Source organism: Pedobacter sp. UYEF25, assembly GCF_054061655.1.
This window is the reverse complement of sequence record NZ_JBSSEL010000011.1, coordinates 51,413-66,135: the sequence shown is the minus strand read 5'-3', so window position 1 is coordinate 66,135 and position 14,723 is coordinate 51,413. Positions and strand designations below refer to the sequence as shown.

12 protein-coding genes are annotated in these 14,723 nt (G+C 38.6%); 6 read left to right on the top strand and 6 right to left on the bottom strand.

Annotated features, from left to right (window positions below):
• The first annotated feature begins 1 nt into the window (after position 1).
• Positions 2 to 1,354 (top strand): alkaline phosphatase family protein, encoded by a 1,353-nt coding sequence (locus ACVWYG_RS11700; RefSeq protein WP_457270406.1) that lies wholly within the window; start codon positions 2 to 4, stop codon positions 1,352 to 1,354.
• A gap of 197 nt (positions 1,355 to 1,551) precedes the next feature.
• The gene (locus ACVWYG_RS11695) at positions 1,552 to 1,794 is read left to right on the top strand and encodes a hypothetical protein (protein ID WP_457270405.1); all 243 of its coding nucleotides are present in this window, start codon (positions 1,552 to 1,554) and stop codon (positions 1,792 to 1,794) included.
• Between the two features lie 176 nt (positions 1,795 to 1,970).
• Here ACVWYG_RS11695 and metK read toward each other — a convergent pair whose 3' ends face one another.
• Complete coding sequence (metK, locus tag ACVWYG_RS11690) at positions 1,971 to 3,221, bottom strand: methionine adenosyltransferase (RefSeq protein ID WP_457270404.1); 1,251 nt, start codon at positions 3,219 to 3,221, stop codon at positions 1,971 to 1,973.
• Positions 3,222 to 3,432: 211 nt separating this feature from the next.
• Here metK and ACVWYG_RS11685 point away from each other — a divergent pair, with 211 nt between their 5' ends.
• Together ACVWYG_RS11685 and ACVWYG_RS11680 are read left to right on the top strand one after the other, a co-directional pair.
• A complete protein-coding gene (locus ACVWYG_RS11685; protein ID WP_457270403.1) occupies positions 3,433 to 4,317 on the top strand; it encodes a diacylglycerol/lipid kinase family protein in 885 nt (294 codons plus the stop codon).
• 35 nt (positions 4,318 to 4,352) lie between these two features.
• Positions 4,353 to 4,703, top strand: a complete 351-nt coding sequence (locus ACVWYG_RS11680) for a translation initiation factor (RefSeq protein ID WP_457270402.1) — start codon at positions 4,353 to 4,355, stop codon at positions 4,701 to 4,703.
• Between the two features lie 114 nt (positions 4,704 to 4,817).
• Here ACVWYG_RS11680 and ACVWYG_RS11675 read toward each other — a convergent pair whose 3' ends face one another.
• Positions 4,818 to 6,497, bottom strand: coding sequence for a dipeptidyl-peptidase 3 family protein (locus ACVWYG_RS11675; RefSeq protein ID WP_457270401.1), 1,680 nt, complete (start codon positions 6,495 to 6,497; stop codon positions 4,818 to 4,820).
• Between the two features lie 104 nt (positions 6,498 to 6,601).
• Here ACVWYG_RS11675 and ACVWYG_RS11670 point away from each other — a divergent pair, with 104 nt between their 5' ends.
• A complete protein-coding gene (locus ACVWYG_RS11670) occupies positions 6,602 to 7,438 on the top strand; it encodes an N-acetylmuramoyl-L-alanine amidase (protein WP_457270400.1) in 837 nt (278 codons plus the stop codon).
• A gap of 532 nt (positions 7,439 to 7,970) precedes the next feature.
• Here ACVWYG_RS11670 and ACVWYG_RS11665 read toward each other — a convergent pair.
• From ACVWYG_RS11665 to ACVWYG_RS11650, 4 genes are all read right to left on the bottom strand, one after another.
• Positions 7,971 to 10,229: a GH92 family glycosyl hydrolase gene (locus ACVWYG_RS11665; protein WP_457270399.1), complete on the bottom strand. Its 2,259-nt coding sequence runs from the start codon at positions 10,227 to 10,229 to the stop codon at positions 7,971 to 7,973.
• Positions 10,230 to 10,267: 38 nt separating this feature from the next.
• Positions 10,268 to 11,593, bottom strand: a complete 1,326-nt coding sequence (locus ACVWYG_RS11660; protein ID WP_457270398.1) for an alpha-L-fucosidase — start codon at positions 11,591 to 11,593, stop codon at positions 10,268 to 10,270.
• Between the two features lie 21 nt (positions 11,594 to 11,614).
• Complete coding sequence (locus tag ACVWYG_RS11655) at positions 11,615 to 13,297, bottom strand: S41 family peptidase (RefSeq protein ID WP_457270397.1); 1,683 nt, start codon at positions 13,295 to 13,297, stop codon at positions 11,615 to 11,617.
• Between the two features lie 132 nt (positions 13,298 to 13,429).
• The gene (locus ACVWYG_RS11650; RefSeq protein WP_457270396.1) at positions 13,430 to 13,645 is read right to left on the bottom strand and encodes a hypothetical protein; all 216 of its coding nucleotides are present in this window, start codon (positions 13,643 to 13,645) and stop codon (positions 13,430 to 13,432) included.
• A gap of 156 nt (positions 13,646 to 13,801) precedes the next feature.
• Between ACVWYG_RS11650 and ACVWYG_RS11645 the strand changes: the two genes are divergently transcribed.
• Positions 13,802 to 14,401: a porin family protein gene (locus ACVWYG_RS11645; RefSeq protein WP_457270395.1), complete on the top strand. Its 600-nt coding sequence runs from the start codon at positions 13,802 to 13,804 to the stop codon at positions 14,399 to 14,401.
• The last annotated feature ends 322 nt before the right edge of the window (positions 14,402 to 14,723 follow it).

Genomic DNA, 14,723 nt, shown 5'->3' with positions numbered 1-14,723 from the left:
TATGCAAAAAACAGTTGTTATAGATATTGTTGGATTGTCGTCTTCGGTTATTGGAGAACATACCCCGTTTTTAAAAAAATACATCGCAGAGAAAAATTTCACCAATATAGAACCTTTGTTACCTGCGGTTACCACAAGTGTCCAATCGAGTTATTTAACCGGAAAATATCCTGCAGAAAATGGCATTGTTGGTAATGGTTGGTACGACCATACAGATAGCGAGATAAAATTTTGGAAGCAATCCAACAAATTGGTAAGTGGGGAAAAAATATGGGACAAGGCAAAGGCCGAAGATCCATCTTTTACCTGCTCGAATATGTTTTGGTGGTACAACATGTATTCTAATGCTGATTATTCGGTAACACCGCGCCCAAATTATCTTGCCGACGGGCGTAAACTTCCCGATTGCTATTCGCATCCGGCAGAACTTCGTGATCATCTGCAAAGAAAACTTGGACAATTTCCATTATTTAGTTTTTGGGGCCCGGCTGCAAATATAAAATCTAGTAGGTGGATTGCTGATGCAGCCATGGAAACTGAAGAATTACACAACCCAACTTTAACTTTAATTTACCTTCCTCATCTTGATTATTGTCTGCAGAAATTTGGACCAGATTTGGAGAAAATAAGTACTGAATTAAACGAAATCGATCAAGTTGTTGAAGAGCTGGTTCGCTTTTATGAGAAGAAAGGGGCGAAAATCATTTTGCTTTCCGAATACGGAATAGAGCCTGTAAATAATCCAGTTTTCCTTAATCGGATTTTGAGGGAGAAAGGCCTAATCGGCATCAGAGAGGAAAGAGGTTTAGAACTTCTAGATCCCGGGGTATCTAAAGCATTCGCGGTAGTCGATCATCAAATTGCACACATTTACATCAACGATAAAAGTGCAACAGAACAGGTAAGAAAACTACTTGAAAATACAAAAGGTGTTGATTTAGTTTTAGATAAAACGCAACAAGAAAAATACCACATTAACCACGAGCGATCGGGGGATTTGGTAGTTACGGCAAAAGAAGGGAGCTGGTTTAGCTATTACTTTTGGTTGGATGATGCAAAAGCGCCAGATTACGCAAGAGTTGTAGACATTCATAAAAAGCCTGGTTACGATCCTGTTGAAATGTTTATGACATCAAAACTTCGCGCAGGATATAAACTGTTAAAGAAGAAAGCCGGATTTAGGTATGTGATGGATGTAATTCCTTTGGACGCCACCTTAGTAAAAGGTTCGCACGGAAGGGTTGGAATTGCTGATGCCTACAAACCGGTTCTTATCACAGAAACAGAAATTGGTAAAACTATAGCTGCTCCAAATATTTATGAAGTAATTTGGGATACGCTAACTCAATATTAAAGGTTTTTTTTCAAATTTAGATGGATAATCCGCAAGTATAAACACCCGTTTTTACCGTAAATTATTTTTGTTACAAACCATTTCTTCACGATAAGCATTGTATATATAAAGGAACTATTTGGCTATTTCTAACCTTATCTTTAGCAGCGAATGGTTTTAAACTAACTTAATTATATACATTTTAAATTGTTGAACCTATGAAAACGCATGCCCAGCTCTCGAAAGCCAAGGATGGCGTAGTTAAAACAAAGAATTCAAGATTAACGCAATTGGGAGGTAAAATATCTGTCCGCATTACGAGCGCAAAAAATGCGCTCAAATCGCTCGAAATAACAGATGAATACTTTTTCGGGTATACCGATATCCATTCCATGAAATCTAAACGAGAAAATGCCATTGTTGATTCCGAAGATTTGGAAGTCAGATACGGATTGTTATAAGCTTAGGTAAAACTGATTATGAAGCTTTTGAGTGTCAGCGATTTATTCGGATGACGCTTTTTTTTTGTAGGTAGTTCAGCAAAGAGAAACAAGAACTCTGATTTAAAAAAGATGGTTATAAAAAAAGCACTTAGCGTAAAATCTAAGTGCTTTTCTAAAAATAAATCTATATTTAATTAGATGCCAAAAGCTTCCTTTACTTTCTCTACATAATCTAATTTCTCCCAAGTAAACAATTCAACTTCAACAGTCTTTTCCTCTCCACTTGGCGATCTAAAAGTTTTTGTAACGGTTTCTGGCTTTCTGCCCATGTGTCCATAAGCTGCAGTTTCGCTATAAATTGGATTGCGTAACTTTAACCTTTGCTCAATAAAGTACGGTCGCATGTCGAACAATTGTTCAATAATTTTAGCAATTTCGCCGTCACTTTTCTTCACCTTTGCAGTTCCGTAGGTACTTACATAAATTCCCATCGGCCTTGCCACACCGATGGCATAACTCACTTGCACCAAAATCTCATCTGCAACCCCTGCAGCAACCAAGTTTTTTGCAATATGGCGCGTTGCATACGCAGCACTTCTGTCTACTTTACTTGGGTCTTTGCCCGAGAAAGCTCCGCCGCCATGTGCGCCCTTGCCTCCGTAGGTATCAACAATAATTTTTCTCCCTGTCAAACCCGTATCACCATGTGGTCCGCCGATCACAAATTTGCCTGTTGGGTTGATGTGGTGCGCAATATCGTCATTAAACAAATGCGCATACTGTGGATATTTCTTAATAATGCGAGGAAGTAAAATATTAATAAGATCTGTTTTAATTTTCTTCAACATAGCCTCTTCCTCATCGAAATCGTCGTGTTGGGTAGAGATTACGATGGCTTCTATGCTAACAGGCTTATTGTCATCATCGTATTTTAATGTTACTTGACTTTTTGCATCCGGACGTAAATAGGTAATTTCTTTATTTTCTCTACGCAACTCTGCAAGCTCCTGCAATAATTTGTGAGACAAATCTAACGCCAAGGGCATATAGTCCACTGTTTCATTGGTCGCATAACCAAACATCATCCCTTGATCGCCTGCACCTTGATCCTCTTTACTCGTTCTATCTACTCCTTGATTAATGTCTTGAGATTGCTCATGTATTGCAGAAAGAATGCCGCAAGAGTTTGCATCAAACATGTAGTCACTTTTTGTGTAGCCAATTTTTCTAATCACTTCACGGGCAATGTGCTGAACGTCTAAATACGTTTTAGATTTTACCTCGCCTGCTAAAATAACCTGACCTGTTGTAACCAACGTTTCGCAGGCAACTTTAGAATCGGGATCAAATGCCAAAAAGTTATCAATTAAAGCATCCGATATTTGATCGGCAATTTTATCTGGGTGACCTTCAGAAACAGACTCTGATGTAAATAAATAAGACATCTCTTAAAATTAAGATTATTAAAAAATTAGTGTAGCCAACAACCCTTAGAGAACGGGTTAAACAAGAGGTGTTAGCATTTTTTTTAAGTGGTTGCAATCTGGCTTTCTATAAAGAAAACGTAGCAAATCCCTCCACTTTTTTCGTGTGCAAAAATAACATATTTTCTTTATTTAAAAAATAATAGATAATTTTAGCTGTTAAACAGAAACGGTGGCCGAGAAAACAAATATCTTATTTATCATCAACCCTATATCTGGTGGCAAGAGCAAGGTGGATATCCCCGATGCAATTGATAGATATCTTGATAAAAAGCAATTTAATTCTGACGTTAAATTTACAAAGTATCAAGGGCACGCATCCGAAATTGCCGAAGCTGCATTAGCTGGAAATACGGATATTGTTGTGGCTGCCGGAGGAGATGGAACCATTAATGAGGTGGCATCTATGGCACAAAAATACAATAAGCCAATAGGCATTTTACCCCTGGGATCTGGAAATGGCCTCGCGCGTTTTTTAGAAATTCCAACTGACATGCAAAAAGCAATAGGTTTGCTAAATAAGCATGAGATCAAAAAAATTGATGCGGGTCATTTATGTGGAAAGCCATTTTTTAATTTAGCTGGGATGGGCTTTGATGCACATGTAAGTGCAATTTTTGCAAAAGATAAAAGTCGAGGCTTATTTGGTTATATCAGACTTGGTTTGGCAGAAGTTCTTAGTTATAAGCCACAAGAATACCTGATAGATATTGACGGTAAAACGTTTAAAAGAAAGGCTTATGCCATTAGTATAGCCAATTCTTCGCAATACGGCAATGACGTAATCGTCTCTCCTTATGCTTCAGTTACAGATGGTTTTTTAGACGTTTGCATCATTAAGAAATTTCCATTAATTAAGCTGCCTATGTTGGTTTTTGTCATGATTAAAGGAACTGCTAGGGAATCTGATATGATAGAGATTATTAAGGGCAAACAGATCAAGATCAAGCGAGAAAAAGAGGCTGCGGTGCATTTAGATGGAGAACCGCTAACCATGTGTGCGGATTTAGAAGCTGGGATTGTGGAGCAGTCTCTAAAAGTTATTGTATCATTGTAGGAAAGAAATTGATCATCCACAAGAAGCATATTGAGATGAAATCGAAAAAAATAAATTTAAGTGATCTTGGCGGCATTATGTATTCCACTGATTCCTCCTACGAATTTCCCCAAGAACCCGAAGAATCAGATACACCCAAAAATCAGCAACAAGATTTGCGCGTGATGTTAGATAAAAAGAATAGAGGCGGTAAAGCAGTTACGTTGGTGACAGGTTTTAACGGCAAATCTGATGATCTACAAACGCTCGGGAAAATGTTGAAAACCAAATGTGGCGTTGGCGGTTCTGCCAAAGATGGAGAAATATTGATTCAGGGGGATGTACGCGATAAAGTGTTGCTCATTTTACAAAAAGAAGGTTATAAAGTGAAGAAGGCTGGAGGATAGCATTCAGAAGTCGAAAGTCGGATGTCAGAAATCGGATGTCGGAGATCAGCCCGATCCCTTTGCGTACTTCGATCTTATCCGAGCAAAATACTGTCCATTAAAAATGCATTCAGCTTATTTTACCCCCAATACATCAACTCCTTGTTCAAAGACCACATCAACCGGAATGTGGCTGTTGGTTAATTTATCTAAGTCTTTTTGCAGTTCGGGGTGGATAATAGCCATGGTTTGTTGAACTTTTTCTACTGCTGTTCTATCTCCATCACCTTGCAGTTTTAGAATTAAGGCGCTTAATTCATTTGTAGCGTTAGCAAACTTTTCATAATCTATTTTATAAGTGCCTTGTGGAGTTCTTTGAAAGGCGCCATGTGCTTCGAAATAATTAAAACACTGCATATTTGCTTTTCCATGCGATTCTGACACCCCAAACCTAACTGACCTTAAAATTCCGGCCATAAAAGTGGTGTAATAGGTTTTGATATCGCCAGTCAATTCGCCTTTTTTCAATAAACTAGTAACCATATACAGGCCTAAAATATCTGCCTTGCCCTCTTCTAACCAACTGTATTGGTCTTTCAGAGCTTCGCGAACATAGCCCTTACCATTAACCGTTTTTTTAATGCCAAGCCCATGGGCAACTTCATGAAACATCACATTGGTAAAAAAAGCATCGAAATTAATGTATTGTTGTTGCTCTGCATCGATGAGGCTTTTTGAAATCGGAACTAAAATTTTATCAAACTTCGCCTTCATCGCGTTTTTTAGCTGCGATCTACGTGTGCCTTTTTCCTGCTGAATTTTTTCATCGTTTGGTAAGTTAACGGCAATAGTCTTAGATCCCGCATTGCAGTCGCCAGCATAATACACCACGTCGTATGCGTTCAATTCCGAATCTGTTCCAGGTTTTTCCTGTTTGTATTTTGCGGGTACTGGTAAATCTTTTTGCAGCTGCGGCAACATCGTTACATACTTTTCCAGTCGTTTACTCCATTCTTTATCTTTGATTAAAACATACGCCTCATAGCTAGTTCGGGCATTAAAAAGTTTGTCCTCATAGTTTTCAATCGGCCCAATAATGAGGTCTAAATCATTCGTTTTCATGTCGAGCCAAGCGTAATTACTTGCAGTAAAATTATCAGTTACCAAAGCATCCGCACGTAGATTTAGGTACTTTTTAAATTCTTTATTGTCGGTTATTAAAGCGGCCTGTTTAAGTAAAGAAGATGCTCTCTGAAGTTGACTTGCGTATAGAATATGGTATGGAGTGGTACTCAAGGTGCCGCTACTATCTCTTGTAACAACAGAATACGCACCGAATTTGTCGATAAGTTTAGACTCTTCTATTTCTTTTTTAGTAATGTCTTTTGGATAGAAAAAAGCGCCTGCAGGTCTTGGTCCAATTCCAGCTACAAAAGCTGTATCATTGTTCAACCTATCCCAGGGGCCATAATTGATGTTTAAAAACGCTCGGGTATTTTCGTCTTTAATTGCAGCAAGCAAACTATCTCTAGCTGGATAGGCCTGCTTCCAATACAAGTCGTCCATAATTTCTGATGCTTGAATAAGCAAGGGTAGCACTTTCCTGTCGTTAGGACTTAATAAATTGATATTGGTAGTTAGTTTCACACGCTCATAAATCGGGAGTCTTCTAGCAGTATATCCTTCTAACACATCTTCCTGGGCGGTATTTAGCACGGTTTTGTTTTGGTTTGCCTGGTTTTTTGGTGCGTCGTTACATGCCATAAGTATAAAGCAAGAAACGGCAAGAATACCCAGTATACGTAAATTTTTCATCTTATAAATAATTGACCAAAAGTAAGAAAATTTGTAAGTTTTGTTAGAAATTTGGGTCATTAGCTTTAATTTTGCGGCAAATTGACTTTTTAGAAAAACCCTCCATGTTTAAAAATATTCTTACCCGATCTCCAATAGCATCTGTATTAGTATGTCTAACTATTTTTTCTGCTTGTAAAGTAATGAAGTATGCGGCTACAGAAAAGGTTTATAAGGATAAGGCAAAAGATTTCGCAAAAATTATAAGTGCTGTTCCTCCTGCTGGACAAATCTATGATACCTTAAACAGCCAAAATCAGGAGTGGATAGCGTCTGTAAACTTTGGCATTAGGAAGCCTAATTTTGTAATCATTCACCATACTGCTCAAGACAGTTTGGCGCAAACGGTTAAGACTTTTCAGTTGTCAAGAACTCAGGTGAGCGCACATTATGTAATTGGAAGGGATGGGAAAGTAGTTCACATGGTAAACGATTATCTTCGCGCAAACCATGCTGGCGTTGCAAAATGGGGAAAAGATACAGACATCAATTCGTCATCTATTGGCATCGAGTTAGATAATAACGGCTTGACAGATCCATGGCCTGATGCGCAGATAAATAGCTTGTTAAAGCTTTTGGCAACATTAAAAAGGGAATACAACATTCCAACTGCAAATTTTATTGGCCATGCCGATATTGCACCGGGAAGAAAGCCAGATCCTGCACATTTTCCTTGGAAAAAACTTGCGGATAAGGGCTTTGGCTATTGGTATGACGACGTTTTGCAGAATCCGCCTGCAGATTTCAATACTGAAATGGCATTAAGATACATTGGTTATGACACAAAAAATTTAGGGGCAGCCATCAACGGCTTTAAAATTCATTTTATACAAAGCGATACTAGCAAAACTCTTACTCCGGTAGATGTTTTGGTGCTTTATAATGTGTATTTAAAATATTAATCTGAGTTTGTGCAAGGAATTTTTTAAAAGATTTGGGCGCTTTGACACGCTTTCCATTGTGTCTTTTTGGCAATGAAGCCAAAAAGTACGCCATTGCAATCGTTAGCGCTCTAGTTTATGTATGCAAATTGTTGAAAAAAGTTTAATGCATCAAGCGGCAATTATGTTAACCATTCGGCTAGTTGCAGTATCAGGTTTTATTCGCGTTAAAAAAAAACTAATCCTACAGCATTAGGGAGTTACAATTCTACGGGTATTAAAGCGCCCATAAACTTGGTATAAAACATTCAATTGTCTTTGAACATTTCAAGTCGGCAAATCTGTCATTCATTTCATAATTAGAGATCACCTCACTGCTAAATTAGCAGATTTGCGATAACACGCAATTTTGTTTTATCAGAGAAATTGCGCGAACGACAGAAATGGCATCCTTTCCCTAGCCGAAGACGCAGAGAAAGATATAATGAATGGCGTGTTAAAGCGCCCAATAAATGATCTTAGAAAATAACCCGCGTTCTCAAGACTATTAAATTTATCGATCAGATTTCGGTCGATCTTCGGGCTTTATTCCCCAAGTCTTAGATGGTTCGCCGCCCATATAAATGATCAAATTTCCGCCTGCCACAATTGCTTTATGACTGATGTAGGATTTTGAATATGCCTTCCCATTTAGCATCATTTTCTGGATGTATTTATGTTGTGAACTGTTGCCAACCACTTTAAGATTGAACTTTTTACCATCTTTAAACGTTAATGTAGCGCCATTGGTAAGCGGTGACCCGAATACATAATTGCCGTTTGCGGGGTTGACAGGATAAAATCCTAAGGCAGAAAAAACGTACCAAGCACTCATTTGACCAACATCTTCGTTGCCACAAAGTCCATCTGGTTTTGAAGTATAAAAATCTTTATCAATTTTTCTAATCAAATCAGCAGTTTTCCATGGCTGCCCAGCATAGGCATATAAGTAAGGTATGTGGTGGCCAGGTTCGTTGCCTTGCGCGTAGTTGCCAATCAATCCAGAAATGTCAGGCGAACTGTCGTTGCCCAGCTCCGGCGGAACCGTAAATAGAGAGTCTAATTTCGTTACAAATGGCTTATCGCCGCCAAAAAGCTTTATCAATCCTTCTACATCTTGCGGCACCAGCCAAGTATATTGCCATGCATTTCCTTCGGTATAATCGTCGTCTCGGTGTTTTGAAGCCAACGGGCTAAAAGGAGTGCGCCAACTGCCGTCGCTCATTTTACCTCTCATAAACTGGACATCCTTATCAAAATAATCTTTATACAGTTGTGCACGTTTGGTGAAATATCGGTAGTCTGCGGTTTTGTTTAATGATTTTGCCATCATGGCGATGCAATAGTCGTCGATGGCATATTCCAATGCTTTTGCGACAGATTCACCCACTTTGTTGCCAGGTATGTATTGCAATTTTTGAATGTATTCTATGCCATCTGTTTTTTGCATAGCCGACTGTTTAATTGCCTGGTAAGCAAGATTTACATCATATCCTCGGTATCCTTTTAGGTAAGCATCTACAATAACAGGGACAGCATGGTAGCCAACCATAGTGTTGGTTTCGTTGCCCATTAAGTGCCATACGGGCAATTTCCCCTGCTCTTTATATATGTGAAGCATGGTTTTAACTATGTCGTTTACCCTATCCTGGTGAATCAATGTGTACAGCGGGTTTGCTGCGCGATAAGTGTCCCAAAGCGAGAAAGTGGTGTAATTATTGAAATCTCCTTTTCGGTGGATTTTTTTATCACTCCCAAAATAATCTCCATTCACGTCGTTGAACGTAGACGGTGCAATCATGGTGTGGTAAAGTGCAGTGTAAAATACTTTTTTGGTTGTAGTTGAGGCATCAATGCGTACTTTCTCCAATTCTTTTTGCCAAGCGGCATTGGCTTTTTTAACGGTTGCTTCAAAATCCCATCCTGGCAATTCTGCTTTTAAGTTTAGTGAAGCATTAAAAACACTCACAGGGGAAAGGGCTACCTTTACCTTTAGCAAATCATTATTAATCGAATTAAAATTTACCACGCCAATAATTCGTTTCCCAATAGCAAAATTACCTGTCTTTGTCGCTGTGCTATCAAAAAAAAGAATCTCTTTAATTGGCTGAGAAAATTTTATTACAAAGAATAGCCGTTGGTCATTTGCCCAACCTGTAGAGTTTCTTACACCAACAATTGTATTGGCGTCTACTTGATTTAGGGAAGTATAGGTTGGAGCATCCCAACCGGTACCCTCTTGTAAATTTAAAATTACATGCGGACTTTCCGCGTTTTTAGGAAAATGGTACTTATGAAATCCAACACGGTTTGTTGCGGTCAATTCGGCTTTGATGTTGTATTTATCTAACAAAACGCTGTAGTAGCCGGCTCTTGCCACTTCATTTTCGTGAGAGAATTTGGAAATATAGCCGTCTTGATCGTTTGCGTTTTTGCCTTTTTTAAGCAGCATTTTTCCGGTTGCGGGCATCACTAAAATATCACCTAAGTCGCCAATCCCTGTCCCGCTTAAATGCGTGTGCGCAAAACCAATAATATTGTTGCTGCTATAATTGTATCCGCTACACCAATCCCAGCCGCTTTCTACATTTACTGGCCCTAACTGAACTGCCCCAAACGGCACATTTGCGCCTACAAACACATGGCCATGTTTTGCAGAGCCAATAATAGGGTCTACAAATTGGGTTAAATCTTTATTTTGTTGCGCTATAACTTTGAGGGAAGTGAACGAACTGCAAATCAATATTGCAGAAAAAAGGCTCGAAATTTTCATTTTTCTTTGTATGAAAAGTATTTTGATTTGCGAATTTTCTATTTTACTGTTTCAAGAACAATTACATTGTCTATTTCATCAGTATTAAACTTAGTGTCAATCTCGAGCTTTCCGCCCTTAAATGTATAGTTTACTGGCTTGCTTCCATTTAGTAAATAAGCCCGCTTTATTTTTTTAAATGGTACGGGAAGCAGCGTTATTGCCGATAATTTTTGATCCAATACATGGACATATATTTTATCACCTTTTTGAGTTAGGCTCCATTGGTCAGTTGGTTTAACAAACCCAGCCTCCGTTCCGTAAATACTTTCGCCGTAAATTTTAAGCCAATCGCCCATGGTGGCGAGTCTTTCTTTAAATTCAGGCTGTATTTTGCCGCTAGGCATTGGGCCGATGTTAAGCAATAAGTTCGAACCCAAACTTGCGGCCTTTACGAGGGTATTTATCAATTGTCTTTTAGACTTATAAGTTGTATCGCCGATGTTGTATCCCCAAGAGTTAGAAATGGTTTCGCAAGTTTCTAAAGGTAAATGCGCAGAAGCTTTCTGAAAATTTAAGCCAGATTTGTTTTCTCCGGGCAGGTCGCGTTCAAACATTTGAAAGTCTTCTCCAGAAAAAGGCGTCAAATGGTGGTTGTTGCCAATAAGGCATTGTGGCTGAAGTTTGTGGATTAATCCGTAAATCTCGTTGTATTTCCAATCAATTCTAGAAGTTCTGTCTGCGGCGCCTTCTGGTGCAGTTTGATCCCAATGTCCATCAAACCAAATGCCACCTACTTCGCCGTAATTGGTCAGTAACTCCGTAAGCTGGTTTTTCATAAACTGCAAATAATGTGGATAATCGCCGTGACCTTTGCGACCTGAATTTTGTCCAGTTTTGCCAGTCTCATGCGGGTAATCTTCTCGGCCCCAATCTAACAGAGAATAATAAAAAAAGATTTTGATTCCTTGCTTGTGGCATTCGTCGGCAACCATCTTCACGATGTCCTTTTTATAAGGCGTATTCATAATGTTGAACTCAGAATATTTGGTGTCCCACATGCTAAACCCATCGTGATGGCGAGTAATAAGTGTAATGTATTTCATGCCTGCGCTTTTCGCCATGGCAACCATTGCCGCCGCATCAAAATAGGTAGGATTGAAAGCGTCCTCAAGGTTTTTATAATTTTTAAAAGTAAGTTTTCGTTCTTGCAGCACCCACTCACCATCTCCGGGAATACTAAAAGGACCCCAATGAACAAACAGCCCAAAACGGGCGTCGGCAAACCATGTCCGCGCTTTTAAATTCGCGGCAGTTGGTACATACTCTTGCGCCTGAGCAGCAAAAGCAAATAAAATGATGCATAACGTAAATATTTTTTTCATAATTTATAATGTCTCGTGGTTTTAATTTAGGGCGTTGATTGGTTTTCCAATTACTTTATAATTTCCTTCACCACTTAAAATGGCAAGCATTTTCGGCTGACTGTCGAACACCTGTTTTGCGGCTGCCAACTCTTTATCATATTGAAAGCCCTGCACAGTTTTACCATCTTGGTAATAATATCGGCTCACGATTTGGCTCTCTAGATATCGTTTAATTTCCTCTTTATGCCGAACCAGATCCGTTTTTTTAGAAGAAGTAAGTTTATATTTCAAGTTTTCCAAATCAGCCTTTACTTCTTCAGATTTATTTTCCTTTTCAGCTTCCGAGCGCAGGTCAGACAATAAACGTTCTGTTTTGCTTACATAAGTTAATTGTTTATCGGGCAAAGCCGATGAAAATTTAAGATAATCCGCGTCATCTATTTTAAAATTGTTGGCTGATGAAATGGTCGGATGGTCTTTTTTAAATTGATTTGAAAATTCAAAAAATAAATTTTTGTTAATCATGGTGATGGTGATCGGACTAAGTTTCGGCGCTTCGGTAACTACATCTGGATAAATTCCGTTACCGCTGTAAACTTCTCTGCCTTTAGTTGTTCGATACATCACTGCCAAAGAGTCTGCAAATTTCTCAACCAAACCATCTTGGCTTCTATGACCGTAATCTAGTTTTTGAATGCACCTGCCGGAAGGAGTATAGTATTTTGCAACAGTAATTTTAACCAAGCTATTGTAGGGAAGATTAAAAGCTTGCTGGACCAATCCTTTGCCAAAGCTCCGTTGGCCGATGATAACTGCCCGGTCTAAATCTTGGAGTGATCCGGCTACGATTTCTGAAGCAGATGCGGCGTTTTCATTCACTAGCACAACCAGAGGCAATGTTGGCGCAATAGGTTCGGCAAGTGTTTTATATATAATGGTTTTTTGTGGGTTTTTTCCTTTCTGGGTAACGATCAGTTGATTTTTTGGGATAAACAGATTAACAATTTTCACGGCTTCTTGCAATATGCCGCCGCCGTTATTTCGCAAGTCCAATACGATGCCTTTTGGGCTATTTTTTTGAATCGCTATTAAAGCTGAAGTAACTTCTGATGCAGAGTTTTCTAAAAACTTATCGAGTTTGATGTAGCCAACTCCCTCGCCAACCATGCCGGAGTAGGAAACATTTGGTTGAAGTATTTCATCACGAACCAGTTTTTTAATCATTTCCTTTTGCGCTCTACCTATCGTTAACAGCACATTGCTCCCTTTTGGCCCACGCAGTAATTGACTAATTTCAGCGCGTGTTTTTCCTTTAACCTGTACCCCGTCTATGGCTACAAGTTCATCTCCAGGTATAATCTGTGCTTTATCTGCGGGGTAGTCTTTTATAAGTTCGCTTACAAAAAGCTTTCCATCTAAAAAAATTGTTCCCGCGCCAATGCCTCCGTATTGGGTGCTCACATATTTGAGGCGATAATCTTCAATTTCTGATTCCGGTACATATTGGGTGTATGGATCTAAGCTGTCTAACATCGCATCTATTCCAATGCGCATCAGTTTGGGTGCGCTAGTTTCATCAACATAGTTGATGTTTAAATCTTTATATACCGCGGAAAAAATGTCGAGGTTTTTAGATACTAAGAATAAATCTTCACGAAAGGAAAAAGTTAATACGCATACAGCTGTCGCAGCGAAGGCAAAAAGAAATTTTAACTTCTTCATTAGATAACATTAAGTGTCCAACCACATTAATTGATGCCAGATATACCTCTCGGCAAAAAATAAATATACAAAAAGCGGCCTGCAAAAAGGATTGTGCAAAGAAAAAAAGAAAGTGAGGTTTATCGGCAAAAATTAAAGCCGATTTCCCTTTGGGTCTGCGATCGCTTTCTGTAGCGTAAATTCTACATACGTTCTATTTCTCTTAACCAATCGCATAATGTCTTCCACCAGTTTATCCTCATTACCCGGCGAAAAATCCAATGGCTGGTCTACTAAATCACGGTATTTTCTTAGAAATTTCGTCTTCACCCTAAAAGCGTTTTCTTCTGTAAGTTGAAAGTTGGCCATAAACATATTTTAGGCAAAAGTAAATAATTATTTTGTTGGTATACTCGATTTATGATTTGTATTTAAAAACTCTTCTAAATATTCGCCATCTTTACACACGATTAAACCTCACAAATGCGTTAAATCAATTTTAAACGCAATAATAAACTAAACAACATGAAAAAAATACTCTTCTTAACGGCCATTGTCATTGCATTTGCGGTAAATACACAAGCACAGTCTTTTAATTTGGGAATTAAAGCAGGTGTAAATCTGGCTAAAATAAATGCCGATTATGCGAAAACAGAAAATCGGCTGGGGTATCAAATCGGTGCGTGGGCGCGTTTAGGTGTGGCAAGTTTTTATGTTCAGCCTGAGGCCTATATTGGCACGAAGGATAATAAATTTTTAAGTTTCCAAAATAATGGCAATCAGATTACCGCTGCTGGAACGGCTAAGTTTACTACATTAGACGTGCCGATTCTGTTCGGAACAAGTATAGGCGCAAAAAACCTTAATTTTCGTTTAATGGCTGGACCCGCAATTACGTTGCTTTTAGACGATAAATCTACCTTCAGTTCTGAATATGACCAGTTGAAAGATTTTAAAAGCTATAAAAAAGAATCTTTTTCAATACAAGCTGGAGCAGGTATAGATATCCTGAAATTTTCTGTGGATCTACGTTATGTTGCAGGCTTAACCAATTTGAGCAACAGCGAAACGTATAAGCAAAAGGCAAATGTTTTTCAGCTAAGCTTAGGCTATAAAATCTTGTAGTCAGCCTAACCTATCTCAATAATTTAAGTTAAGAAAGTACAGGGCGGTGTTGTTACTGTGTAAATGCTAATTCGAACAATTTTCAGGTCTTAATCAATTTTGCCTCGCGTGGGATTTAATCCTAGCCATTGGCGTTTTAAAGACCTATTTAGATTTTCATTCTTTAAGGGTTTGTGTGCTCATTTCTTGTTAGGAGATTCTCATCTCCTTTCAGGCTTGAAAGTGTTCGGGCGAGCTTTTTATGGATAATTTTCATATTATAAATAGACGCTTGATTTTACATTTTCTATCCAAAGATATCAAAGAAGAAATTCTGATTTTT